Annotated in this window: 24 protein-coding genes; 22 read left to right on the top strand and 2 right to left on the bottom strand. The window is 46.6% G+C overall.

Annotation, left to right across the window (positions count from 1 at the left end):
• Positions 1-3: 3 nt before the first annotated feature.
• Positions 4-567 carry a ComE operon protein 2 gene (locus AB1K83_RS06615; protein ID WP_413057365.1) on the top strand — a complete coding sequence of 188 codons (564 nt, stop codon included), beginning with the start codon at positions 4-6 and terminating at the stop codon, positions 565-567.
• A gap of 17 nt (positions 568-584) precedes the next feature.
• A complete protein-coding gene (locus AB1K83_RS06610; RefSeq protein ID WP_413057364.1) occupies positions 585-2,855 on the top strand; it encodes a DNA internalization-related competence protein ComEC/Rec2 in 2,271 nt (756 codons plus the stop codon).
• A gap of 56 nt (positions 2,856-2,911) precedes the next feature.
• Here the strand turns inward: AB1K83_RS06610 and AB1K83_RS06605 are convergent, their stop codons facing one another.
• Positions 2,912-3,046 carry a YqzM family protein gene (locus AB1K83_RS06605; protein ID WP_413057363.1) on the bottom strand — a complete coding sequence of 45 codons (135 nt, stop codon included), beginning with the start codon at positions 3,044-3,046 and terminating at the stop codon, positions 2,912-2,914.
• A 403-nt stretch (positions 3,047-3,449) separates the two neighbouring features.
• Here AB1K83_RS06605 and holA point away from each other — a divergent pair, with 403 nt between their 5' ends.
• Positions 3,450-4,466 (top strand): DNA polymerase III subunit delta, encoded by a 1,017-nt coding sequence (holA, locus tag AB1K83_RS06600; protein ID WP_413057362.1) that lies wholly within the window; start codon positions 3,450-3,452, stop codon positions 4,464-4,466.
• Positions 4,467-4,538: 72 nt separating this feature from the next.
• Here holA and rpsT read toward each other — a convergent pair whose 3' ends face one another.
• Positions 4,539-4,790, bottom strand: a complete 252-nt coding sequence (rpsT, locus tag AB1K83_RS06595; RefSeq protein WP_413057361.1) for a 30S ribosomal protein S20 — start codon at positions 4,788-4,790, stop codon at positions 4,539-4,541.
• A 205-nt stretch (positions 4,791-4,995) separates the two neighbouring features.
• Here rpsT and gpr point away from each other — a divergent pair, with 205 nt between their 5' ends.
• From gpr to AB1K83_RS06500, 19 genes are all read left to right on the top strand, one after another.
• Positions 4,996-6,042 (top strand): GPR endopeptidase, encoded by a 1,047-nt coding sequence (gene gpr, locus AB1K83_RS06590; protein WP_413057360.1) that lies wholly within the window; start codon positions 4,996-4,998, stop codon positions 6,040-6,042.
• A gap of 42 nt (positions 6,043-6,084) precedes the next feature.
• Complete coding sequence (gene spoIIP / locus AB1K83_RS06585; protein WP_413057359.1) at positions 6,085-6,924, top strand: stage II sporulation protein P; 840 nt, start codon at positions 6,085-6,087, stop codon at positions 6,922-6,924.
• Between the two features lie 54 nt (positions 6,925-6,978).
• The gene (gene lepA, locus AB1K83_RS06580) at positions 6,979-8,802 is read left to right on the top strand and encodes a translation elongation factor 4 (RefSeq protein WP_413057358.1); all 1,824 of its coding nucleotides are present in this window, start codon (positions 6,979-6,981) and stop codon (positions 8,800-8,802) included.
• A 69-nt stretch (positions 8,803-8,871) separates the two neighbouring features.
• Entirely contained in the window at positions 8,872-10,005 is a 1,134-nt protein-coding gene (gene hemW / locus AB1K83_RS06575; protein WP_413057357.1) for a radical SAM family heme chaperone HemW, read from the top strand.
• Positions 10,006-10,166: 161 nt separating this feature from the next.
• Entirely contained in the window at positions 10,167-11,222 is a 1,056-nt protein-coding gene (gene hrcA / locus AB1K83_RS06570; protein ID WP_413057356.1) for a heat-inducible transcriptional repressor HrcA, read from the top strand.
• Entirely contained in the window at positions 11,219-11,824 is a 606-nt protein-coding gene (grpE, locus tag AB1K83_RS06565) for a nucleotide exchange factor GrpE (RefSeq protein WP_413057355.1), read from the top strand. The genes hrcA and grpE overlap by 4 nt, the downstream gene beginning before the upstream one ends.
• Positions 11,825-11,858: 34 nt before the next feature.
• Positions 11,859-13,673, top strand: coding sequence for a molecular chaperone DnaK (gene dnaK / locus AB1K83_RS06560; RefSeq protein ID WP_413057354.1), 1,815 nt, complete (start codon positions 11,859-11,861; stop codon positions 13,671-13,673).
• A 189-nt stretch (positions 13,674-13,862) separates the two neighbouring features.
• Positions 13,863-14,993 (top strand): molecular chaperone DnaJ, encoded by a 1,131-nt coding sequence (dnaJ, locus tag AB1K83_RS06555; protein ID WP_413057353.1) that lies wholly within the window; start codon positions 13,863-13,865, stop codon positions 14,991-14,993.
• 15 nt (positions 14,994-15,008) lie between these two features.
• Entirely contained in the window at positions 15,009-15,953 is a 945-nt protein-coding gene (prmA, locus tag AB1K83_RS06550) for a 50S ribosomal protein L11 methyltransferase (RefSeq protein WP_413057352.1), read from the top strand.
• A gap of 2 nt (positions 15,954-15,955) precedes the next feature.
• A complete protein-coding gene (locus AB1K83_RS06545; protein ID WP_413057351.1) occupies positions 15,956-16,696 on the top strand; it encodes a 16S rRNA (uracil(1498)-N(3))-methyltransferase in 741 nt (246 codons plus the stop codon).
• 16 nt (positions 16,697-16,712) lie between these two features.
• Complete coding sequence (gene mtaB, locus AB1K83_RS06540; RefSeq protein ID WP_413057350.1) at positions 16,713-18,053, top strand: tRNA (N(6)-L-threonylcarbamoyladenosine(37)-C(2))-methylthiotransferase MtaB; 1,341 nt, start codon at positions 16,713-16,715, stop codon at positions 18,051-18,053.
• Positions 18,054-18,161: 108 nt separating this feature from the next.
• Positions 18,162-18,833 (top strand): deoxyribose-phosphate aldolase, encoded by a 672-nt coding sequence (deoC, locus tag AB1K83_RS06535; protein WP_413057349.1) that lies wholly within the window; start codon positions 18,162-18,164, stop codon positions 18,831-18,833.
• Positions 18,834-19,184: 351 nt separating this feature from the next.
• Complete coding sequence (gene rpsU, locus AB1K83_RS06530; protein ID WP_413057348.1) at positions 19,185-19,358, top strand: 30S ribosomal protein S21; 174 nt, start codon at positions 19,185-19,187, stop codon at positions 19,356-19,358.
• A gap of 179 nt (positions 19,359-19,537) precedes the next feature.
• On the top strand, positions 19,538-20,869 hold the full coding sequence (locus AB1K83_RS06525; protein ID WP_413057347.1) for an NfeD family protein: 1,332 nt from the start codon (positions 19,538-19,540) through the stop codon (positions 20,867-20,869).
• A gap of 26 nt (positions 20,870-20,895) precedes the next feature.
• Positions 20,896-21,885 carry a flotillin-like protein FloA gene (floA, locus tag AB1K83_RS06520; protein ID WP_413057528.1) on the top strand — a complete coding sequence of 330 codons (990 nt, stop codon included), beginning with the start codon at positions 20,896-20,898 and terminating at the stop codon, positions 21,883-21,885.
• A 35-nt stretch (positions 21,886-21,920) separates the two neighbouring features.
• On the top strand, positions 21,921-22,418 hold the full coding sequence (locus AB1K83_RS06515; RefSeq protein WP_413057346.1) for a hypothetical protein: 498 nt from the start codon (positions 21,921-21,923) through the stop codon (positions 22,416-22,418).
• Between the two features lie 50 nt (positions 22,419-22,468).
• Entirely contained in the window at positions 22,469-22,723 is a 255-nt protein-coding gene (locus AB1K83_RS06510) for a hypothetical protein (protein WP_413057345.1), read from the top strand.
• Positions 22,716-23,822 (top strand): sporulation protein YqfD, encoded by a 1,107-nt coding sequence (locus AB1K83_RS06505; protein WP_413057344.1) that lies wholly within the window; start codon positions 22,716-22,718, stop codon positions 23,820-23,822. The genes AB1K83_RS06510 and AB1K83_RS06505 overlap by 8 nt, the downstream gene beginning before the upstream one ends.
• 5 nt (positions 23,823-23,827) lie before the next feature.
• The gene (locus AB1K83_RS06500) at positions 23,828-24,790 is read left to right on the top strand and encodes a PhoH family protein (protein ID WP_413057343.1); all 963 of its coding nucleotides are present in this window, start codon (positions 23,828-23,830) and stop codon (positions 24,788-24,790) included.
• Positions 24,791-24,911: the final 121 nt, after the last annotated feature.

The following is a 24,911-nucleotide window of genomic DNA, read 5'->3' as shown; positions in this document are numbered from 1 at the left end:
CATATGGAGCGAATTACATGGGATCAGTTTTTCATGGCCCAATGCCATCTGCTGGCAATGCGCAGCACTTGTACCCGACTGGCTGTCGGGGCCATCATTGTCCGGGATAACCGGATCATTGCAGGAGGGTATAACGGTTCGATTTCAGGCGGCGATCATTGTATCGACCACGGTTGCTATGTGATTGACAACCATTGTGTCCGCACAATCCATGCGGAAATGAATGCGTTGCTGCAATGTTCCAAATACGGAATTCCGGTGGCCGAATCTGCTTTGTATGTGACTCATTTTCCTTGTTTGCAATGTACGAAGGCGATCATTCAATCAGGGATCAAACGGATATTCTATGCAGCCGACTATAAAAATGATCCCTATGCGATGAAACTGTTCGCGCAATCAGGGGTGTCCGTCCTACAAGTGCCCTTCGACGAAAAGAAAGTCGACTTTTCCGGCGGTTCGAAATTCAACTTGTTCGCTGATATGTTAAAGGCGATGGAATCACTTGGTGCCACTGACGAACTGTTGCTCCCATTCCAGAAAAGGATGGATGATTTATTCGGAAAATGATGGGCGATGTCCGCCTCATGTACATCGCCATACCGGTCGCCGTATCGGCCTTTGCCGCATACGGGACGGCCTGGTACTTACTTTGCAATTCACTATTGATCCCCATCTTTCTACGAAGAAGAAATGAGCTTCTTACTCCCATCCTTGCGGCCTGTGCCGCCTTCCTTTCTTTCCAATACTTCCCGACAACCATACCTAAAGAACCGAGTGAAGGACCTGTCACCATCGAATTAATTTGGACAGATACTGTCCGAATAGATGGTGGTCGTGTAAAAGGAATCGCCAAAACTCTTTCCGGTGAAACTCTATATGTAACCTATAAGCTTGCTGACGAACAAGAGAAGGATCTTTTTCGCACCACCCATTTGCCTTCCCTTATCTTCACTTTTTGGGGCACGATCCAAACGCCTGATATTCCTTCGAATGAATTTTCTTTTGACATGCGAAAGTATTTGAGGATGTATGGTGCATCTGGCATCTTAGAAACGGATTCAATTATTGACGTTGTAGAGAATGCTCGCTTTGCTGCTATGTTATCAAAGTATAGAAGAAACATTAAAGAGCATATCCAAGCTAATTTCCCTGAACCGTTACTTACAGAGGCTGAGGCGTTGCTCATCGGGGATCGAAGCGGGATGGATGACCAACTGGCTGCTGATTATCGCACGCTTGGCATCACGCATTTATTCGCCATTTCCGGGCTACATGTCGGATTGCTTGTTTTTCTAATGAGAGAGTCCTTGCTCCGCTTCAAAATAAGGAAAGAGACGGTGGACACCCTGCTGATCCTGTCTTTGCCGTTCTATGCAGTGCTGGCGGGCGGGGCGCCTTCCGTATGGCGGGCCGTTTCAGTCACGGTCTTGGTCCTGCTAGCCGCTTCAGGACGGATAAAAGTGCGGCTGGATGATGCGATTGCCATAAGCGCCATCGCCTTTATTTTGTATCAACCGTTTGTCGTCTTTCAACCAGGCTTTCAATTGTCCTATTTGGCCGCCTGTTCCCTTATTTACTCTTCCGCCATCCTACGGAAATCGAACCATGCGCTAACCGTTTCGTTCCTTGTGACGATGATTAGTCAAGTGGCGCTTTATCCTATCCTCCTTTACCATTTTCATGAATTATCCATATCCTCTTTACTCGTGAACCTTCTCTTTGTCCCGCTTTACTCCGTGATCATTCTGCCTGCCAATTTGATATTACTCGGTGCCAGCTATGTATCGCCATACCTTGCGAATTTGCTATTCACCCCATATGTTCCGTTTCGATCTGGTATTGGTTTTCTAACAGAAGGGCTCGCTTCGCTTCCGTATCAGCTCTGGATGCCTGGACGGCCGTCTGCATCTTTTATGACGTTGGCGACGGTGGGGACTTTGTTATTTTTAATCGGGTTGGAAAAAGGGGTCCGAAAATCGTTGTTAGCGGCCTGTATTGTTATCCCGGCCCTTTTTATTCATTCCACTCCGTATCTTGATAAGTCCTTACATGTGACGTTTCTCGACGTGGGACAAGGAGATAGTATCATTATAGAATTGCCATTTCGAAAAGCAGTTTATGTGATTGATGCAGGAGGGACAGTGATGTATGGAGAGGGTGATTGGCGGACACCTGACAAGCCTTTTGAAGTCGGCCGGAAAATTGTTGTCCCCTATTTAAAAGGAAAAGGCATAACGACCATCGATAAACTCATTTTGACCCATGCGGATGCCGATCATATAGAAGGGGCTGATGAGGTGATTGAAGAATTGAAAGTGAAGGAAATTCATATCTCGCCCGGAAGCCAGGCGGAAAAGGCGATGGCGGAAGTAAACCGGTTGGCGGCCGGGAAAAGGATTCCACTGTTTGAAATGAAGGCTGGCAAGCTGTGGGAAGAAGGAGATCTGGCATTTATGTATGCAGCACCGAAGGAGGAGAAGTATGAAGGGAATGACAGCTCCCTCGTCCTCTTCATGAAGACGTCTGGCCCTTCATTTCTATTCACCGGGGACTTGGAGGCGGAAGGGGAGAAACGGTTTCTCAACCAATATGGAAAATCCGATTTCGGTCCAATCATTTTGAAAGCCGGACATCATGGGAGTCGAACGTCGAGTACAGAGCCCTTCGTACAAGCCTTACGTCCGGTTCTCACTGTCTTTTCAGCCGGTAGAAACAATCGATATGGCCATCCGCATCCTGAAGTTGTGGAGACATTCGATCGTCTCGGATTACCTACGTTGAACACCGCAGAATACGGGTCAATTACGGTCACTGTTAATGAGGATGAATTTCAAGTCAAAACGATGGCTGAATGAAAAAACGGACATCTTTTCCACAGTCGGGAAGTGATGTCCATCTTTCATCTACATGTTTAGCTTGCGATGAAGTCGATTACTGTAGCAACAATAAAAATAAGTGAAAAAGCTACGAAAGATACTGCAAATCCAACACCTGAATAAACTGCATCATTTTCTTTCGACTGTACATCGTGTTCAAATTCGTTCATTGCTACACCTCCTAATTCCCTATCTAGTATAGATGATTACCCTTTAAAAATCTACAGCAATCCTCATTTTGTAGGGGCAAGGATTGAACTGACACAATTTGTTCATACAGTTTCATCTTTATTCAGCTGAAAACTCCATCTCTAAAGGTGGTGAGTTGAATACCGGTTTATATTTATGATCAGGGGTGTCCGAACCCCAGCTGAATAAAGATAAAGCCTCCGGCGGATGTCACGGATTTTGATAGGAACAAAGGATATCAAATTGGGGGTGCCTTAATTTCTGCAAAGTACGCAGAAATACGGCAAATCGAACTCTTCGCTGTTCGATTCGCAATTACGCCGAGGCGTAATTGATTCGAATAAGGTATAATTTGTACGTATATGTATTGAAGAGGTGATGTTGGTGGCAACCGCGATTTGGAGAAAAATAGAAGCGGGGAAGATTGACCCTGTTTATTTGTTGACGGGTCCCGAGCAACACCTGATTGATGAGACGATCAGACGCTTAAAAAAAGCGATTCTTCCTATGGAGGGAGATGAGGTCGTCCGGTTTGATCTCGAGGAGACACCCGTAGAAACGATCATTGAAGAAGCTGATACTGTGCCATTTCTTCAGGACCGGAAGTTGATCATTGCCGGGAATGCCTCTTTTTTAAAAGCCCAAGACAAGGGAAGGGAAAAGGTCATTCATAACTTGGATGTATTGACGGCATGGTTAAAAGATCCTTCTCCTACCTCGACTGTTGTATTTGTCGCGCCATATGAGAAACTGGATGGGCGAAAAACCATTACGAAACTGATGAAAGAAACCTCGACAGTTCTTGAAGCGGAGCGCATCCAAGGAAGGGATCTCTCCACATGGATCCAACACGAAGCAGGTTCCCATGGTGTGCGAATTTCGCCGGAAGCGGCGGAGTACTTGATTAAGATCGGAGGCGATGACCTATTGGCCCTCTCATCCGAGATATCTAAAATGGCCATGTATCTGGGCGGTTCGGGGAATATTACGGAACCGATCATCGAGGATCTTGTTCCAAGGACACCGGAAATGGATGTTTTTCGCCTGACCGATGCATATATATCAGGAAAGACGGCCGACGCCGTCTCGATATACCATGACTTGTTACGAAATGGGGAAGAGCCGATTATGCTGACCTCTTTGATCGCCAGTCAAATCCGGCTGATGATCCATGTCGGAGCGTTGCGTAAAAAAGGATACCCGCAACAGCAAATTGCAAAAACGGTGAATGTGCATCCATACCGGGTGAAATTGGTGTTGGAAAACAGAAATATTCCTTATGCAGAACGTTTGCTATCCGTGCTTGACCAATTGGCCAGCATCGATCATCAATTAAAAACATCAAGTGGCAAACGGGACCGCATTTTAGAACTATTTTTAATGGCTCCTCTAAAACAATGAATAGGTCGGCCGGTGGGGTTAGATTTTTTACATGAAAAAAGGGACTATCCGAAGAGGATGGTCCCTTTTTCATTATTGTGCTTTTTTAGTAAGACGTGCTTTTTGACGAGCTGCAGTGTTTTTATGGATAAGGCCTTTACGTGCGGCGGTGTCCATTTTTTTGATTGCATCTTTCAAAAGGTCAGCAGCGTTCTCATCTTTATTGTCTAGAGCAACTTCAGCTTTACGCATTGCAGTCCGCATTGCAGCTTTTGTTTGTGAGTTCTGTTCATTAGCAGCAGCGCTTTGTTTTACGCGTTTGATCGCACCTTTAATGTTTGGCATTTCATTCACCTCCAATTTCAGGTAAGGCAAGAGTGTTTCCATTATCATTCGGATATCACTTTCACAACAAGCATTATTTTAACAAAGCGGAGAGTCGATTGCAACAAATAAAAGAATAATAACGTTAGCAGATAAACGGCAGTGAATGGCTTCGGCAAAGAATATTTACTTGTGGCTTGGTGCAAACTTTCATCAGAGGTGATGAATGATGGCAACGTTTGATTTTTTCAGGACAGACCTGATTGATGAAAGTGAAGAAATGGTGCGTCATCGAACAGCTCGCGAAAAAAACAAATTGGAAGACGCGAGAGGTGTCGAATTCGGCGAATCCCGATTGGGGCGTGTCGTTATGACGACGGTTACTGTCGATGAAGAAGGGGAGAAGCGGATTGGGAAAAAGAAGGGTACCTACATTACATTGACAGTGCCTGCCCTGACGACGGAAGATCCGGAAGGGATGGCGGACCTGTCCCGGGTGCTCATCAAGAAATTGAATGAGATGATCGCCAAGAAAGCTTCTCTTAAAAAGGGCAAGATTCTGTTTATCGGATTGGGCAACCGGGATGTGACGCCAGATGCGGTTGGCCCTTTGACGATGGATCGTCTGAAAACAATCGTCTCCGAATACTACGCCGAGGATGGCAGCGAGGTCTATGTGTTCGCTCCCGGCGTGACCATACAGACAGGGCTGGAAACGGCTCATTTCGTCAAGGCGCTAGTGACGGAGATCCAGCCGGATTTGCTGGTCGTGGTCGACGCACTTGCCGCTAGGGATAGCTCCAGGCTATGCCGTACCATCCAGTTGACCGATACCGGTATTCATCCGGGATCCGGGGTGGGGAACAGCCGGAAAGAAGTATCCGAGGAAACGCTTGGCATCCCGGTCATCGCAATCGGGATTCCGACGGTTGTCGATGGTCCTGTCCTTATAGCAGATGCGATTGATACAATGTTTGGCTATATCGCTTCAAAGATTAGTGAAAAGGACCGTCCATCTTCGCGACTCTCCGTTTCTCCGTGGCTCCATAGCGAGAATAAAGATGCGGACCGTTCGACATTAATCCCTATTTTCGGTGACTGGTCTTCCTGGCCGCATGAAGACCGGATTCAGTTATTTGAAGAAGTGTTGACAAATCATGAGTTGCGAACATTCATTTCCCCGAAAGAAATCGATTCGTGGGTGTCCATTTATGCAGAAACGTTATCTGATTCGTTGACGAAATGGGTCGGTGATTTAAAAAATAGTAATTGAGGCCATCCCTCCGGCATATAGTTGAAGACGGAGGGATGCCACTTGAAAAATTCATTGCAAATTTGGGGCACACTCATTCTCATCCTTTTCCTGTTTCCTGTTGTGATTCAATTTGTACCGAGCGGACCGACAGTGAAATCGAGCAATCTTGTCAAAGAATCGGCTTATATCGTGTACGCATCGAATGTAGTTGAAGAAGAACCAGGACCGGAAGCGCAAAAGACGGCAAGTGATGATGGAAAAGTGCTACTTTATTTTACACACTCTCACGAAGCATTCGAGCCAGTGACAAAAGCGGTTGACGGCAAAGTGGCCGTATCCCATCAAACGGAAAATATCGTACGGGTAGGAGAAAAGCTACAAAACCAACTACAGTTCCATGGAATCCCGACAGATGTGCTGCCGGTGGATAATGCAAAAGAAATGATTGCGAAAGGGGTTCCGCATCATCGAGCCTATGCCGCAATCCGGCCACATGTCAAACAACGGATTAAAGAGAAAGAGTATGAATTGATCATTGATATGCACCGGGATTCAGTCGGCCCTGCCAAAACGACGATGACGCATGAAGGGGAACGGTTTGCAAAGGTCGCTTTCGTCATTGGCACGGAACATCCGAGGTATAAGGAAAACCAGGAAAAAGCAAACCGTTTGAAACAAGAGATGGAGAAGCTCATTCCTGGAATCACCCGTAGTTTCATCATGAAAGGCGGGGTTGGAGTGGATGGCAAGTATAACCAGGATCTTCATCCATCCGTCATCCTGATCGAGCTAGGGGGAATTGGAAATACGGAAGATGAATTGAACCGGACCATTTCTGTCATAGCACAAGCCGCATCAAACATGTTATCGAATGGGGACTCCCTATACGCCCAATATTGAAGTCTGGACAGTTCACTGCTATAATTTCAGTAGCTTAAATAGGAGTGAACTGAGATGAATCATGAAGAGAGATTGGCACGTCAAAAAAATATCCGAAACTTTTCCATTATTGCCCATATCGATCACGGGAAATCAACGTTGGCCGATCGCATTTTGGAACAGACGCATACGCTAAGTTCCAGGGAGATGAAGTCCCAGACATTAGATTCCATGGACCTGGAAAGGGAACGTGGAATAACGATCAAACTAAATGCTGTGCAGTTGACGTACACGGCGAAGGACGGGCAGGAGTATATCTTCCACCTGATCGATACGCCGGGGCACGTCGACTTTACATATGAAGTGTCACGCAGTTTGGCTGCATGTGAAGGGGCCATTCTTGTCGTGGATGCTGCGCAAGGAATTGAGGCTCAAACGTTGGCGAACGTATATTTAGCGCTTGACAACGATCTTGAAATTTTGCCTGTTGTAAATAAAATCGACTTGCCTGCTGCAGATCCGGACAGGGTGAAACAGGAAATTGAAGATGTCATCGGGTTGGATGCTTCTGAAGCGGTCCTCGCATCCGCAAAAGCAGGAATCGGTATCGATGAAATTCTGGAACAGATTGTCGAAAAGGTGCCTGCGCCCCAAGGGGATCCGGATGCTCCGTTGAAAGCTTTGATTTTCGACTCACATTACGACCCTTATAAAGGGGTTATTGTCAACATCCGAATCATGGAAGGTTCTGTCAAGCCGGGAGATGAAATCCGGATGATGGCGACAGGGAAGACATTTGAAGTCATCGAGACAGGTGTTTTCACGCCGAATATTTCACTACGGGATGAGTTGACAGTCGGCGATGTCGGCTTCTTATCGGCTTCCATTAAAAATGTAGGGGATACGCGTGTCGGGGATACAATCACGAGTGTTAAAAATCCGGCAAGCGAACCACTACCTGGTTATCGCCGAATGAATCCGATGGTGTTCTGCGGGCTGTATCCGATTGATACATCGAAATACAATGACTTGCGGGAAGCGCTTGAAAAATTGGAGTTGAACGATTCAGCTCTTGAATATGAAGCAGAAACGTCCCAAGCTCTCGGTTTTGGATACCGTTGCGGTTTTCTCGGGTTACTCCATATGGAGATTATTCAGGAGCGAATTGAACGTGAATTCAAAATTGACCTAATCACCACTGCGCCAAGTGTTATTTATAACGTTGTATTGACGGATGGAACCGAATTGAAAGTGGACAACCCCGCAATGATGCCGGACGCACAAAAGATCGACCATGTCGAAGAGCCTTATGTCAAAGCTTCCATCATGGTACCAAATGATTATGTCGGTTCCGTAATGGAGCTTTGTCAGCAAAAACGAGGCAATTTTGTGACGATGGATTACTTGGATGCTGCCCGAGTGAATATCATTTATGAATTGCCATTGGCTGAAATCGTCTATGACTTCTTCGACCAATTGAAATCGGGAACAAAAGGCTATGCTTCCCTGGATTATGAATTGATCGGCTATAAGCAATCCAAACTGGTGAAGATGGACATCTTGCTGAATGGCGAACAAGTGGATGCGCTCAGCTTCATTGTTCACCGTGATTTCTCTTATGAACGAGGCAAAGCGATTGTTGAGAAGTTGAGATCATTGATACCACGTCAGCAATTTGAAGTGCCGGTGCAAGCTGCCATCGGTCAAAAAATCGTTGCCCGTTCAACAATCAAATCGATCGGGAAAAACGTATTGGCAAAATGTTATGGCGGTGACATCTCGCGTAAGCGGAAACTTTTGGAGAAACAAAAGGAAGGGAAAAAGCGGATGAAACAAGTTGGATCCGTCGAAGTCCCACAAGAAGCATTCATGGCTGTGTTAAAGATGGACGAAGAGTAATAAACATTAAAAGGGGGGGCATCATTGCCCTCTTTTTGATGTTCTGCCATTCAGAGAGGAGGTGGCGGCATGCGAGGGATCTATATCCATATTCCGTTTTGCCACCAGATTTGCCATTATTGCGATTTTAATAAAGTGTTCTTCAAAAACCAGCCAGTCGATGCGTATATCGAATCGATCGGCAAAGAACTAGCCATTTTACATGCAGAAGGGATTTCCTTCAAAGAGGTGGAAACCGTCTTCCTAGGTGGCGGAACGCCGACTTCGCTTTCGGAGGCACAGCTTGACCGTCTATTGGAAATCATCCATCAGTACGTGCAAGTGAGTGCATTGAAGGAATTTACAACCGAAGCCAATCCGGACGAATTGACTCCAGGCAAACTGGCTGTCCTGCGAAATGGCGGAGTGAATCGCCTAAGCATTGGCGTCCAGTCTTTTGATCCTGATTTGCTGGTGAAAATTGGCCGTACACATGGTCCGGATGATGCAGTGCGGGTGATAGGAGATGCACGCAAGGCCGGTTTTGATAATATTAGCGTCGACCTTATTTATGGACTACCGGGTCAAACGATCAAACAGTGGCAACACACCCTTGAGCAAACGGCGGCGCTCGAATTGCCCCATACTTCGGGCTACTCGCTTATCGTCGAGCCGAAGACCGTCTTCTATAACTTGATGAATAAAGGGAAGCTTCCCCTGCCTGGCGAAGATACAGAAGCGCAAATGTTCGAGGTGCTTATCGACTCGATGGAGAAACATAATAGGAAGCAATATGAGGTCAGCAATTTTGCCATCCCCGGTTTTGAATCGATTCATAACTTGATTTATTGGGAAAATGAAAATTATGCCGGTATCGGTGCGGGCGCACATGGGTATGTAAAGGGTAGGCGATATTCCAATATCGGTCCTTTGACCAAGTACATGCAGGAAATTTCGGAGGGCAAACGACCGCTTCAACAAGAGCACGAAGTGACGGAAGCGGAGCGTATGGAAGAGGAGATGTTCTTAGGTTTACGAAAAATGGATGGTGTCTCTAATTCTGCCTTTCATCAAAGGTTTGGGCGGTCACTTGAGGATATCTATGGGACGAAGTTGGAAATGCTAATGGCAGACGGATTGATAGAACAACAAGGTGACCACGTGAAATTGACGAAGAAAGGGATTTTCCGTGGAAACGAAGTCTTTCAGCAATTTCTTTTTTGAGTGAATGGATGGGTTAAGTGCGAGTGAATCAGACAATCCATTTACGCTCTTTTCCAATCAAATAATGACGATGTCATTTCGTTGACACAGCATTTCGGATTTGTTAAATTATCAATAGTATTAGCACTCGAGTAATCAGAGTGCTAACAGGAGTGATGATCATGTTGACAAACAGACAATTGCTCATATTGCAACTGACGGTTGACGATTTCATCGAATCCGCACAGCCTGTCGGCTCAAGGCAGCTATCGAAGAAACCGGAAGCACCATTCAGTCCGGCGACGATACGTAATGAAATGGCCGATCTTGAAGAAATGGGATATTTGGAAAAACCTCATACTTCATCCGGCAGAGTCCCATCCGAAAAAGGATATAGGTATTATGTTGATCACCTACTACCGCCTGAAAAACTGACAAAAGAAGACAGCGTCCGCCTGCGCTCCATTTTTAAGGAGAGAGTCATCGAAACCGAAGAATTGATCCGGAAATCGGCTACCATTCTGTCAGATTTGACAAATTACACATCCATTCTGCTTGGTCCGAATACATCACAGCATGCGGTAAAGCGCTTTTCGATTGTCCCATTGGATGATCGGACAGCGGTTGCAATTATTGTGACAGACAATGGACATGTGGAAAATCGTTTATTCAATGTACCGGAAGGTTTTACCTCTTCGGACATCGAAAAGATGGTGAATATACTGAATGAAAGGCTGGTCGGAACGCCACTCCAACACCTGCAAAAAATGCTTGTGAAGGAGACGAAAACCGTATTGGAACGGCATATCCGCCACGCTGGCGTTTTATATTCATCTTTCCAAAAAGCGATTGCCATCGAACCGGTGGAACGTCTCTATTTCGGTGGCAAGATGAACATGATGAAACAGCCTGAGTTCAATGATGTCGAGAAGATGAAAACCTTTTTTGAACTGATGGAACAAGGATTGCCGGCCATGACGTTTTTCCAAGAGGACGTACTCGGCATCCATGTCCGTATCGGTTCAGAAAACAAGGAAAACGCGATGGAAGATTGCAGTGTCATTACCGCTACGTATGCGGCTGGCGAAAACACGACCGGATCGATCGCGATCATTGGACCCAAGCGGATGGATTATGGACGGGTCATCACATTGCTCGACAGCATGAGCAAGGACTTGTCCAATGAGTTGAAAAAATTGGCGATTGGCAGCGAAGCGGCAAGGAGGAACGAATCGTGACAGAAGTGGAAAAGAATAAGAACGAAAACGAAGCTGTACAAGAAGAGACGAAATTTGATGGGAATGAAAACCCGAACGAAACAATTGAAGAGGCGAATGCAGCTCCGGAAGCAGGGAGTGATGAGCAAGTAGCAATTCAACCGGACTCCGAAGAAGATAAGGTGGAAGAGCTTACGACTCTGCTGGAGGAAGAAGAAAACAAACGGCTCCGGCTGCTTGCCGACTTTGAAAACTTCAAGAGAAGGGCATCGCTTGATAAAGAGGCGATGCAAAAATACAGGGCACAGGAGCTTATATCGAATCTGATACCGGTCTTGGATAACTTTGAACGGGCATTGACCGTCGAAGTGAAGACCGAGGAAGCTCAGTCACTGTTGGAGGGCATGGAAATGGTGCACCGAAGCCTTTTGCAAGCTCTTGAAAGTGAAGGGCTTGTGGAAATCGAAGCGCATGACCAGGAGTTCGATCCGAATTTCCATCAGGCGATCATGACGGGGCAGGACGAAGAGAAGTCTGCTGGTGTCGTGCTTGAAGTTTTCCAAAAAGGGTATCAGTTAAAAGATCGAGTTCTGCGACCATCGATGGTAAAAGTGAACGAATAAGTGACTTGCGATTTTGTTAGGAGGATATATTAGTATGAGTAAAATTATTGGTATTGACTTAGGGACAACAAACTCTGTAGTAGCGGTATATGAGGGCGGAGAAGCGAAGGTAATTCCAAATCCGGAAGGTAACCGGACGTCGCCTTCTGTCGTTGCGTTCAAAAATGGCGAACGGCAAGTCGGCGAAGTGGCAAAACGTCAATCAATTACGAACCCAAATACGATCATGTCTGTAAAGCGTCATATGGGATCGGATTATAAAGTAACTGCAGAAGGAAAAGAGTACACGCCACAAGAAGTGTCCGCTATGATTCTGCAGTATATGAAAGGCTATGCCGAAGAGTATTTGGGTGAGAAAGTATCAAAAGCTGTTATTACGGTACCTGCCTACTTTAACGATGCGCAACGTCAAGCGACAAAAGATGCGGGGACAATCGCAGGTCTTGAAGTGGAACGGATCATCAACGAGCCGACTGCTGCAGCGTTGGCATACGGTATGGATAAGATGGATGAAGATCAAATTATTCTCGTGTATGACCTTGGAGGCGGAACATTCGACGTATCGATCCTGGAGTTGGGAGATGGCGTATTCCAAGTGCGCTCGACAGCAGGGGACAATAAACTCGGTGGAGACGATTTTGACGATGTCATTATCGACTACCTCGTCCAAGAATTCCGCAAAGAGAATGCAATCGACTTATCCAAAGATAAAATGGCGATGCAGCGTTTGAAAGACGCAGCGGAAAAGGCAAAAAAAGATCTTTCCGGCGTTACGTCAACGCAAATTTCCTTGCCGTTCATTACAGCTGGCGAAGCAGGTCCGCTTCACCTTGAAATCTCATTGACGCGTGCCAAATTCGACGAACTGACAGCACATCTTGTCGAACGTTCAATGGTACCGACTCGTCAAGCTATGAAAGACGCTGATCTCTCTGCATCTGAAATTGACCGCGTCATTTTGGTTGGTGGATCGACACGGATCCCAGCTGTTCAAGAAGCGATCAAAAAAGAAACAGGAAAAGAGCCTTTCAAAGGGGTGAACCCGGACGAAGTCGTCGCAATGGGTGCAGCAGTTCAAGGTTCCATTTTGAGTGGGGATGTGAAAGACGTTGTTCTTCTTGACGTGACTCCATTGTCGCTCGGTATTGAAACGATGGGTGGCGTATTCACAAAATTGATCGAACGGAATACGACAATCCCGACAAGCAAGTCGCAAGTGTTCTCGACAGCTGCGGATAATCAGCCTGCTGTTGATATCCATGTCCTACAAGGGGAACGTCCGATGTCTGCGGATAACAAGACGCTTGGCCGTTTCCAATTGACGGATATTCCGCCAGCACCACGGGGAATTCCGCAAATCGAAGTCACGTTCGATATCGATAAAAACGGAATTGTAACTGTAAAAGCGAAAGACCTTGGAACGCAAAAAGAGCAAAACATCACAATCCAATCCAGCTCCGGCCTATCGGATGATGAAATCGAGCGTATGGTGAAAGATGCGGAATCGAATGCGGAAGAGGATAAAAAGCGTAAAGAAGAAGCAGACCTCCGAAACGATGCCGATCAATTGGTATTCATGGCAGAAAAAACGATGAAAGACCTGGAAGGCAAAGTTTCTGAAGACGAAATCAAAAACGTCACGGACGCAAAAGATGAGCTCAAATCCGCTATCGAAGCAGGTAACTTGGACGATATTCGTACGAAGAAAGAAAAATTGGAAGAGCTGGTCCAACAACTCTCCATGAAATTGTACGAACAAGCAGCTGCTGAAGGTGCCGGCAATGCGGAACAACCGCAAGATGACGGCGTAGTGGATGCCGATTTTGAAGAAGTGGACGATAAAAAATAAACGATACGTTATTGATGCTTGACGGAAAAGTCAAAGTCCGATATTCCGGCTTTGGCTTTTTCCTTTTGTCCATTTGCAAGGGTTAGCGCCATCTAGGGAAATGCTTAAGACTTAACCCGGTATGGTTACGCTTTTTTCACTTGCATGGTACAATAATCAACATGTCAATGTGATGCGGGAGAGTGGAAAATGAGTAAGAGAGACTATTATGAAGTGCTAGGATTGACAAAATCCGCGACAAAAGAAGAAATTCGGAAAGCATATCGCTCGTTATCGAAAAAATATCATCCGGATTTGAATAAAGAACCCGACGCAGAAGAGAAATTCAAAGAAGTGACAGAAGCGTTCGAGGTGTTAAGTGATGAGTCCAAAAAGGCCAATTATGACCAATTTGGCCATGCAGACCCGAATCAAGGGTTTGGCGGATTCGGGGGCTTCGGAGGCGGTGGAGGAGATGGCTTCGGTTTCGAAGATATTTTCAGCACTTTCTTCGGAGGCAGTGCGCGTCGTCGTGATCCAAATGCACCACGCAAAGGAAATGATTTGCAATACACGATGACAATCGACTTCATGGATGCCGTTTTCGGGAAGCAGACGGAAATTGAAATTCCACGCGAAGAAGCTTGCGGCACTTGTAGTGGTTCGGGTGCCAAGAAAGGGACGACCCCCGAAACATGTAATCACTGTGGGGGGACCGGGCAGATCAGTGTCACTCAGAATACGCCGCTCGGTCAAATGGTGAACCGTCGAGCTTGTCATCATTGTCAAGGGACCGGTAAAATCATTCCTGAGAAATGTGAAACTTGCCATGGTTCAGGCAGAGTAACACACCGTAAAAAAATCAAAGTCACCATCCCGGCCGGTGTGGATGATGGCCAACAGCTCCGAGTGTCAGGGCAAGGGGAAGAAGGGTATAACGGCGGTCCCGCAGGCGATCTATACATCGTGTTCTCTATCCGACCTCACGAGAAGTTCATTCGGGAAGACGACGATATTTATTTGGAATTAAATCTTTCATTCCCGCAAGCGGCTCTTGGAGATGAAATCGAAGTACCAACTGTCCACGGCAATGTCAAGTTAAAGATTCCGGCCGGCACACAGACCGGGACCAACTTCCGATTACGAGGGAAAGGCGTCCAAAATGTTCACGGCCGTGGTATAGGCGATCAACACGTGGTTATAAAAGTAGTGACACCGAAAAAGTTGACGGAAAAACAAAAGGAATTACTGCGCGAATTTGCATCCATTGATGGCAATACGCCGGAAGAGTACTCAAGTTCATTGTTCGATAAAATAAAACGAACTATTAAGGGCGATTGAAAGGGATGATCTATTGTGAAATGGTCGGAAATATCCATTCATACGACGCATGAGGCGACGGAGGCGGTTGCAAACATTTTACATGAGGCGGGAGCCAGTGGTGTGGTCATTGAAGATTCCAATGAGCCTGATCGGATCCACGAAGACCGCTTCGGCGAAATCTATGAATTGGACAAAGCCGATTTTCCGGCAGATGGCGTCATCGTCAAAGCTTATTTGCCAGTTAATAGTTTCTTGAATGAAACAATGAAGGAGCTTGAGCTGTCGATCAGTAATCTGGCGGAATTCGGTTTGGCAGAGAAGCAACCGATCATCAGCACGAATGAAGTGGATGACGAGGATTGGGCAACTGCGTGGAAGCAGTTTTACCATCCAGTCAAAATTTCCAGCCGATTTACGATCGTCCCGACGTGGGAACAATATGATCCCGTCGTCTCTGATGAATTGATCATTGAATTGGACCCTGGCATGGCGTTCGGTACTGGGACGCATCCGACTACTGTCATGTGTTTGCAGGCGCTCGAGAAGTACGTGCAAGAGGGCGATACGGTAGTGGACGTGGGGACGGGTTCCGGAGTGTTATCCATCGGGGCAGCCCTATTAGGGGCGTCGCATGTCCATGCGTTGGACTTGGATGATGTGGCTGTTGTTGCCGCAAAAGAGAACATTAAGTTGAATCATGTTGAGGATCGTATCAAAGTGACGCATGGTAATTTGCTTGATTCTGTCAATGAAACTCCAGATGTCATCGTTGCGAATATATTGGCAGAAGTCATCCTCTCTTTTTCTGCGGACGCTTTTGATTTATTGCCGGAAGACGGACTTTTCATCGTATCGGGCATCATCGGGCAGAAAAGAGATTTGGTCAAAGAGGACCTCATAACAAAAGGGTTCGATATTGTCGAGTCCGTCCTAATGGAAGACTGGGTCGCCATCATCGCCAGAAAAAGGGGCGAGTAAGATTGCAACGTTATTTTCTGCAAAATCCGTTCGACAATGATGGGCAGGCAACGATCACTGGGGAAGACGGCAAACATATCGTCCGGGTCATGCGGATGGATGTCGGAGATGAAGTAATCGCCGTTTCAGACGGGGCGGCCTACCGATCCACGATTACGGAGTCACTGGCTGACGGAGTCGTCGTCCAACAACAGGAAGGGCCCCTCCCTTCCAATGAAATGCCCTTGAGCGTGACAATTGCTTGTGGTCTTCCAAAAGGAGATAAGCTTGATCTGATTGTCCAAAAAGGAACTGAACTCGGAATGTCTGGGATCATACCTTTCCAAGCGGAACGATCTATCGTGAAGTGGGATGAAAAGAAGGGCGGCAAAAAGGTGGAGCGGTTGCAGAAGATCGCTAAGGAAGCGGCGGAACAATGTCATCGAACCCGAATCCCTTCCGTATCCAGTCCGATGACATTCCGACAATTGCTCGCCGAAGCATCGAACTACGACGTTCTCCTATTGGCTGATGAAGAAGATGCCAAAAGTGGAAGTCCGCATAAGATTGCAGTGCGGCTAAAAAACGTGTATCATAGACAAACGGTACTGGCTGTTTTCGGGCCGGAAGGCGGTCTATCAAGAAAGGAAGCGGAAACGTTGCGTTCGGCAGGGTTCCTTCCGATTTCATTAGGCCCGAGGATTTTACGCACGGAGACAGCGCCTTTATATGTTTTGTCCGCCATGTCTTACGAATTTGAATGAAAGAGGTGAGCAGCCCATGTCTTCTGTTGCATTTCATACGTTAGGCTGCAAAGTGAACCATTATGAAACGGAGGCTATCTGGCAACTTTTCAAAGAAGCGGGTTATGAACGCGTGGATTTTGAAAAAAATGCGGATGTCTACGTTATTAATACATGTACTGTCACGAATACAGGTGACAAAAAAAGTCGTCAAGTGATCCGACGCGCCATCCGTAAAAATCCGGACGGGGTTATTTGTGTAACGGGTTGCTATGCCCAAACGTCGCCGGCTGAAATCATGGCCATTCCGGGTGTCGATATCGTAGTCGGTACGCAAGATCGCGTAAAATTGCTCGGATTGATCGATGAATACCGCAAGGAACGCCAACCGATCAATGCGGTCCGCAACATAATGAAAAATCGTGTCTACGAAGAGTTGGACGTTCCGGCATTTACGGATCGGACTCGCGCTTCCCTCAAGATCCAGGAAGGATGCAATAATTTCTGCACATTTTGCATCATTCCTTGGGCGCGTGGTTTGATGCGTTCCCGAGACCCGAAAGAAGTCATTCGACAAGCCCAACAGCTGGTCGATGCAGGCTATCTTGAAATTGTCCTGACGGGCATCCATACGGGAGGCTACGGCGAGGATTTGAAGGACTATAATCTCGCCCGACTTCTACGCGATTTGGAAACCGAAGTGAAAGGTTTGAAGCGTCTTCGCATCAGTTCGATCGAAGCGAGCCAGTTGACGGATGAAGTGATTCAGGTGTTAAAAGAATCTAAAATCGTCGTTCGTCACCTCCATATTCCAATCCAATCGGGTTCCAACACGGTGCTGAAACGGATGCGCCGTAAATACACGATGGAGTTTTTCGCCGAGCGATTGGATCGTTTGCGGGAAGCCCTTCCTCATCTTGCCATAACATCTGACGTCATCGTCGGATTCCCGGGTGAAACGGAAGAGGAATTCATGGAAACATATCATTTCATTCGTGATTACCGCTTCTCCGAACTCCATGTATTCCCATATTCGAAACGGACAGGAACCCCTGCCGCAAGAATGGAAGACCAAGTGGACGAAGAAGTGAAGAACCAGAGAGTGCACCGCTTGCTCGAATTGAATGATCAATTGGCGAAAGAATACGCTTCTTCATTTGAGGGAGAAGTACTCGAAGTCATCCCGGAAGAACAGTATAAAGAAGATCCGGACAGTGGATTATACGTAGGCTATACAGATAACTACCTGAAGGTTGTTATGCCGGCGGATGAATCCATGGTTGGAAAACTTGTGATGGTCAAAATCAATAAAGCGGGCTATCCATACAATGAAGGTCAGTTTGTCCGCGTCGTGGACGAACAAGAAATCTACGCATAAAAGGAAGCTGTTGCATCCGGATGACAGGATGCAACAGCTTTTTTCGTGCGTAGTCAATGCCCTCTTGGTAAGATGGGAAGAGCATGTTAACTCTGGGGAGGAATTATTATGAATGAAAAGTTTGCATCCTATATTGACCATACCGCATTGAAAGCCGACACAAAGCAGGATGAGATCTTGGAATTATGCGCAGAAGCGAGGAGCTATTCATTCGCATCCGTTTGTGTGAATCCGGCTTGGGTCAAAACAGCCGCATCGGCTTTGGAAGGTACATCGGTTAAAGTATGTACAGTGATCGGCTTTCCGCTCGGTGCATCCACTACGGAGACGAAAGTGTTTGAAACTGAAAATGCAATTTCTAATGGTGCATCCGAAGTGGACATGGTACTGAACATCGGGGCATTAAAAAGCGGTGAAAATGAGCTGGTGAAAAACGATATTCAAGCGGTCGTCGAGGCTGCCAAAGGAAAAGCACTTGTCAAAGTGATCATCGAGACAGCTCTTTTGGAGGATGCAGAAAAAAGAAAAGCGTGTGAATTAGCAGTTGCCGCAGGGGCTGATTTCGTCAAGACTTCTACAGGATTTTCCACGGGCGGGGCTACCGAAGAGGATGTCAAATTGATGCGGGCAGTCGTCGGTCCTGAAATGGGAGTCAAAGCTTCAGGTGGAATTCGTAATCTGGAAGACATGAAAAAAATGATCGACGCGGGTGCCACGCGGATCGGTGCTAGCTCAGGCGTGCAAATCATGGAAGGGCTCGTCTCCGAAGCGGATTATTAAGATGGTATGATTGCCGACAATTCGGGCAGGAATCGAATCCACATTTCAACTCGGATCCGATAGGCGCTCATATAATCCGCTGAGCGCCCATATCTTCCGTCGACCACCCATAAGTCGTGATAGACGCTCATACTATTCGCTGACCGCTCATAAGTCGTGCCAGTTGCTCATATAATCCATCGACCGCCCATAAGTCGTGGTGGCGCTTACAAGACCTGTCAGCTAAGTTTTCAGGACTCTCATTATTTTTAAAAGTTTTATATTGACCACCAGTAAATCATGTGATACAATTTTTGAGTACATGGCACTTGGCTATGTTCCGAAGTGTGTTTGGAGGGAGGGACAAGAGATATGTCGAAAACTGTTGTTCGTAAAAACGAATCGCTTGAAGATGCTCTTCGCCGCTTCAAACGTACTGTATCCAAGAGTGGAACAATACAAGAGGTAAGAAAGCGTGAGTATTATGAGAAACCGAGTGTAAGACGCAAAAAGAAATCTGAGGCAGCTAGAAAACGTAAATTCTAATTTCCTTATATTCTTGATCGGTAACTCTACCAATTCTGAAATCAAACATTAGTAAACCGGAAAATCCTTTCATGGATTTTCCGGTTTATTTGTTATGTTACAAAAGAAAAATGAAACCATCAGGGTTTTCATCCGTATAAAGAGATATAATGATTATAGAGAAAGAGGTGAGAGATACAATGCGTAAAGCGGTGGGGAATGTTCTGTTGTTCCTCTTATTGCTCTCGGTATTTACCATGCCGGTGTTAGGAACAAGTGCCGCTTCTCAGAAAGTGTACAAAGTGCCTATTCATAAAGAAGTTGAAAAGGGATTGTATGCTTTTTTGCAACGTTCCTTCCAAGAAGCGGAGGAAGCAGGGGCGGATGCCATTTTTCTCGATATCAATACACCGGGCGGATTCACCGATGCTGCGGGTCAAATAGCTAGACTATTTGATAACACGGAGATGCCGATCATTGCGTTTATAGACGACGAAGCGCTATCCGCGGGAGCGTTCTTAGCTCTTCATGCGGATAAAATCTACATGGTGCCGAACGGAACGATCGGAGCTGCACAAGTCATTGTAGCCGATGGAACGGCAGCGGATGTCAAAGCCCATAGTGCCTGGGTGGCAAATATGATTAATGCGGCGGAATCGTCCAAACGGAATCCGCTCTATGCTCATGCAATGGCGGATCCAGATATCGATCTTCCCGAATATCGGGCCGGTAAAGGAGAACTATTGACTCTGCGTGCAAAAGAAGCGGAAGAAGTCCGTTATAGTGAAGGCACGGTCTCTTCGTTCGAGGAGTTGCTGAAGGTAACCGGTTACGAGAACGCTGAAGTTATTTCGACGAGTGAGACATTTGCCGAAAACGTTGCTCGTTTTGTTACGCATCCGGTCGTCGTGCCGATCTTGCTTTCCATTGCCGGGTTGGGACTTGTCCTCGAGTTATATTCGCCGGGTTTCGGCGTGCCGGGAACGATGGCGATCACTTCCTTATTTCTGTTTTTCTTCGGCCATCTGGTAGCCGGGCTTGCCGGTTATGAGACGATCATCCTCTTCATCATCGGGATTGGTCTAATAATCGCTGAATTTTTCTTGCCAGGCGGAATTGCAGGGATTATCGGGTCACTCGCAATCATTGGAAGTATCATTATGGCTGGCGGCAATCCGTTGTATATGGGAATTTCGGTCTTAATCGCGATTGCCATTGCCGCCACAGGGATGGGGATTATTATGAAGTTTTTCGGTAAAAAATTGCATTTACTAAACAAAATGGTTTTAATGGATTCAACGGACACCGAAAGCGGCTATGTATCCAATGTCAACCGGGTTGAATTACTTGGCAAGACTGCCAAGACGACGACTCCCCTTCGACCGGCGGGTACGATCGAGTTGGAAGGTGAACGGATCGATGTAGTTTCGCAAGGAAGTTACATTGACAAAGGAAAGAGTGTTATCATTGTGAAGGTTGAAGGTTCCCGGATTGTAGTTCGGGAAACCGATAAAAAGGGGGAAAATGAATAATGCCAGCTATAGTAGGTACGGGAAGCATGATTACGATTGTTGCTATCGCGTTCGTCGCGATCCTAGTTTTATCCGTATTTTTCACATTAGTGCCAGTAACACTTTGGATTTCCGCGATGGCGGCCGGGGTGCGTGTCAGCATCTTCACGCTCATCGGGATGAGGCTCCGTCGGGTCATCCCGAGCCGGGTCGTTAATCCGTTGATCAAAGCACACAAGGCCGGCTTGAATGTCAGCATTAACCAACTGGAAAGCCATTATCTTGCCGGAGGGAATGTCGACCGCGTCGTAAATGCTTTGATCGCAGCTCACCGTGCGAACATTGAATTGAGTTTTGAACGTGCTGCCGCAATCGACCTTGCAGGACGAGATGTATTGGAAGCAGTTCAGATGTCCGTTAACCCGAAAGTCATTGAAACACCGTTTATCGCAGGTGTTGCGATGAACGGGATTGAAGTGAAAGCGAAAGCACGGATCACCGTTCGTGCGAATATCGACCGTCTCGTCGGGGGAGCCGGGGAAGAGACTGTTGTCGCCCGTGTTGGGGAAGGAATCGTTTCCACTATCGGTTCATCGGTAGATCATGCCAAAGTATTGGAAAACCCTGATATGATTTCCCAAACGGTTCTTGCGAAAGGTCTGGATTCAGGAACTGCTTTTGAAATCCTCTCCATCGATATTGCGGATGTTGATATCGGGAAGAATATCGGGGCGGAACTTCAAACTGAACAAGCGATGGCAGATAAGAACATTGCACAGGCAAAAGCGGAGGAACGCCGTGCGATGGCCGTTGCCAACGAACAGGAAATGAAAGCGAAAGTCCAAGAGATGCGCGCGAAAGTGGTCGGCGCCGAGGCGGAAGTTCCGCTTGCCATGGCGGAAGCGCTACGTACAGGCAATATCGGAATCATGGATTATATGAACTATAAAAATATCCAAGCCGATACAGGCATGCGTGATTCCATCAGTAAAATTGGCGGCGAACAACAAGCATCCGATGATAAAAAACAATCATAAAGAAATGGTGATTTCCCGGAAAGGGGAGATGTGAAATGGAAGGAATCGTCTTACTCATCATTTCACTCATTGTCGGATCGTTTTTAAACGGCAGTAAAGCGAAAAAAGAGCCTCCAAAAACGGGAGCAAAACCATTTACCGCTGCGGGTAAGGTGGAACCGCCAGCGAGACAGCCGGACGATCCTCTGAAAAAGTTGAAAGAATTGTCCAGGGATATGTATCGGGAAATTCAAAAGGAGTTACAAACCGAAGATAATGAGCCGCCTAGTCGGCAGTTGGCGCCCACTCAACCTAAAAAGGCACCACCGGTTCCAACTCCCGAAGTCGTAGCGGCACGAGCCGTTTCCGAGCCTCCAGCTGTTACGAAGCCTTCGTTGGAACAGCACCGTGGCCGATTATCGGCACATGGCGGCCGTGTGCAACCCATATCCTCATCAGAAAGATCCATGGATCTGTTCCCTACAAAAGAAGAGGACTTGTTGAAAGGGATCATATTTTCTGAAATATTGGGGCCACCAAAATCGAAACGGTAATCATTGACCCCCTATTCATATCATACATATGAATAGGGGGTTTTTATCTGATGAAAAAATTATTCAAAACAGGTGCGTCCATCACAATTGAAGATTACTCATCCTTGCATATCAACGGACCCTATACGTTGCGCAAGCTAGGCCCCGATTCCGCAACTGTCCAATCGGGAGACTATGTAATTACCGTTGAAGGAGAAGAAATGACGGTTGATGTTCTGTCCGAAGAAGTAGCCCTCTTTACTTTCACTTTGATTCGAAGCGTGCAAATGGTATTGGCGCATGAAGAGGGAACAACCCATGTTTGACAAATGGTATCATATCAAGTTGACGGGAAAAGGGGATATCAGCAAATTCCTTACCGACCTAGCCATGAAAGGGACCAAGATCCGCTCCTTATCGATTGACAATCAGGTAGCGACTTTCCGGACAGACCGGAAAGGACTGGCCCAACTGCGCAAGCGAAGGAGAGCATTCCGCTTCAAGTTTTCCGTCACCGGTCCGCAACATGACAGAGGTGCGAAAAAGATCATACTTACACCGCTCTTCCTGATAGCGTGCGCCATTCCGTTCGCCTGTTCCTTTTTTCTTTGGACCGTCACCGTGGATTCCGATCGACCCGAAGTTGTAGACCGGATCGAGGAAAAGCTTGAAAAGGCTTCGATTGTGCCATTACGACCGTTAGCCCTGTTGCCCGAAGAAGGAGAAATCCGCAGACACCTCATGAAGAATGATCCCTCGCTGTCTTGGATCCGCTTCAAAAAGATAGGAACATCTTTGACTGTCATTCCGATGCTGTCGCCACCCTCCAATAAAATGGAGGAGAAGAAAGGGCCGCCATCCAATCTAGTCGCGCGAACTGGAGGAGTCATCACCCGATTCGAATTGGAAAGAGGGGAACGGGTGGGACGGGTTCATCAAACGGTGAAAAAAGGGGATGTCCTGGCAACGGGTATTCTGGAGCAAGGCTCTAAATCAGTTGTAGTAGGAGCCGAAGGAGAAGTATACGCTGATTATTGGATGGAATATCAATTCAGCATACCAAGGACAATCACCTATCAAATGCAGGGTGAAGAAATTGTCGAAATATCTTTCAAACCCCCATGGAAAACAGGAGGAGAACCATCCTGGGAAAGCGAAGATCGGAAGTTTCCATGGTCCATCATTCAAACGAAACGATATACGAATGACATTACCGGGAAGCTTGTTTTGGAAGAAGGCATGGAGGAGAGTGTCATCCTCCCTTTATTAAAAAACAAGTTTTTAGCCTCTCCTTCGTCGAAAGCGATTATAAAAGATGAAAAAATTTTGCACGTCTCATTCGATAATGATAAAGTTAGTGGGACCATATTATTTTTAATCAATGATGATATCGCAACAAAAAGACCGATTTCCCAAGGAGACTGAGGCTATTGGATGAACAAATGACTCAACTGCATATTGAAGATCCGAACGAGGCTGTCATGCTTCTCGGAATTTCCGATCAGAATATGAAATTAATTGAAGAAGCCTTGAATTTATCCATCATGACACGGGGAGATACAATTTCCCTCGAAGGAACGGAAGAAAGTCGACTGTTGGCTAAAGACCTTTTGGAGCAGCTGCTGAAAGTGATCCGCAGGGGCATCAATATTAACCAACGCGATGTTGTGTCGGCGATCGAAATGGCGAAAAGAGGTACGATCGAGTATTTTTCAGAGCTTTATGACGAAGAAGTTGCCCGTAATACAAAAGGCAAAGCGATCCGTGCGAAAACGATCGGACAACGGGAGTACATTCATGCCATCCGCAAAAATGACCTCGTTTTCTGCATTGGTCCTGCAGGGACAGGAAAGACCTATTTGGCCGTAGTCCTTGCAGTGCAGGCAATGAAAACCGGTTCGGTCAAACGGATTATTTTGACAAGACCCGCGGTGGAAGCTGGCGAAAGCCTCGGATTCCTGCCGGGTGACTTGAAAGAGAAAGTGGATCCTTACTTACGGCCTCTATATGATGCGCTCCATGATATTTTAGGAGCGGAACATACCGACCGGCTTATCGAAAGGGGAGTTATCGAAATAGCCCCTCTTGCCTACATGAGGGGTAGAACATTAGATGATGCCTTCGTTATCCTTGATGAAGCGCAAAATACTACAAAAGCGCAGATGAAAATGTTTTTGACGCGACTTGGGTTCGGGTCGAAAATGGTCATTACGGGTGATAAAACACAAATCGATTTGCCAAGAGGAACCGTTTCGGGATTGATCGAAGTGGAAGCCATTTTAAACAATGTGCCGGACATCCATTTTCAATACTTGGAACAAGGAGATGTCGTACGGCATCCGATCGTCGCAAAAATCATTGCAGCATATGAAAAAGAGCAGTCGCAATCGTGACTGCTTTTTAAACATGCGAGATCCGGACAAGCACACTTCATTTTGGAACACCGAAGGCTAAATTGCTTGCTTCCGGAACGTTCGACTTGTTGCTGCCGTACATAATACCAAGATGCGGGGG

This window comes from Sporosarcina sp. 179-K 3D1 HS, assembly GCF_047228905.1.
GTDB lineage: Bacteria > Bacillota > Bacilli > Bacillales_A > Planococcaceae > Sporosarcina.
This window is presented reverse-complemented; position numbering and strand designations above follow the sequence as displayed.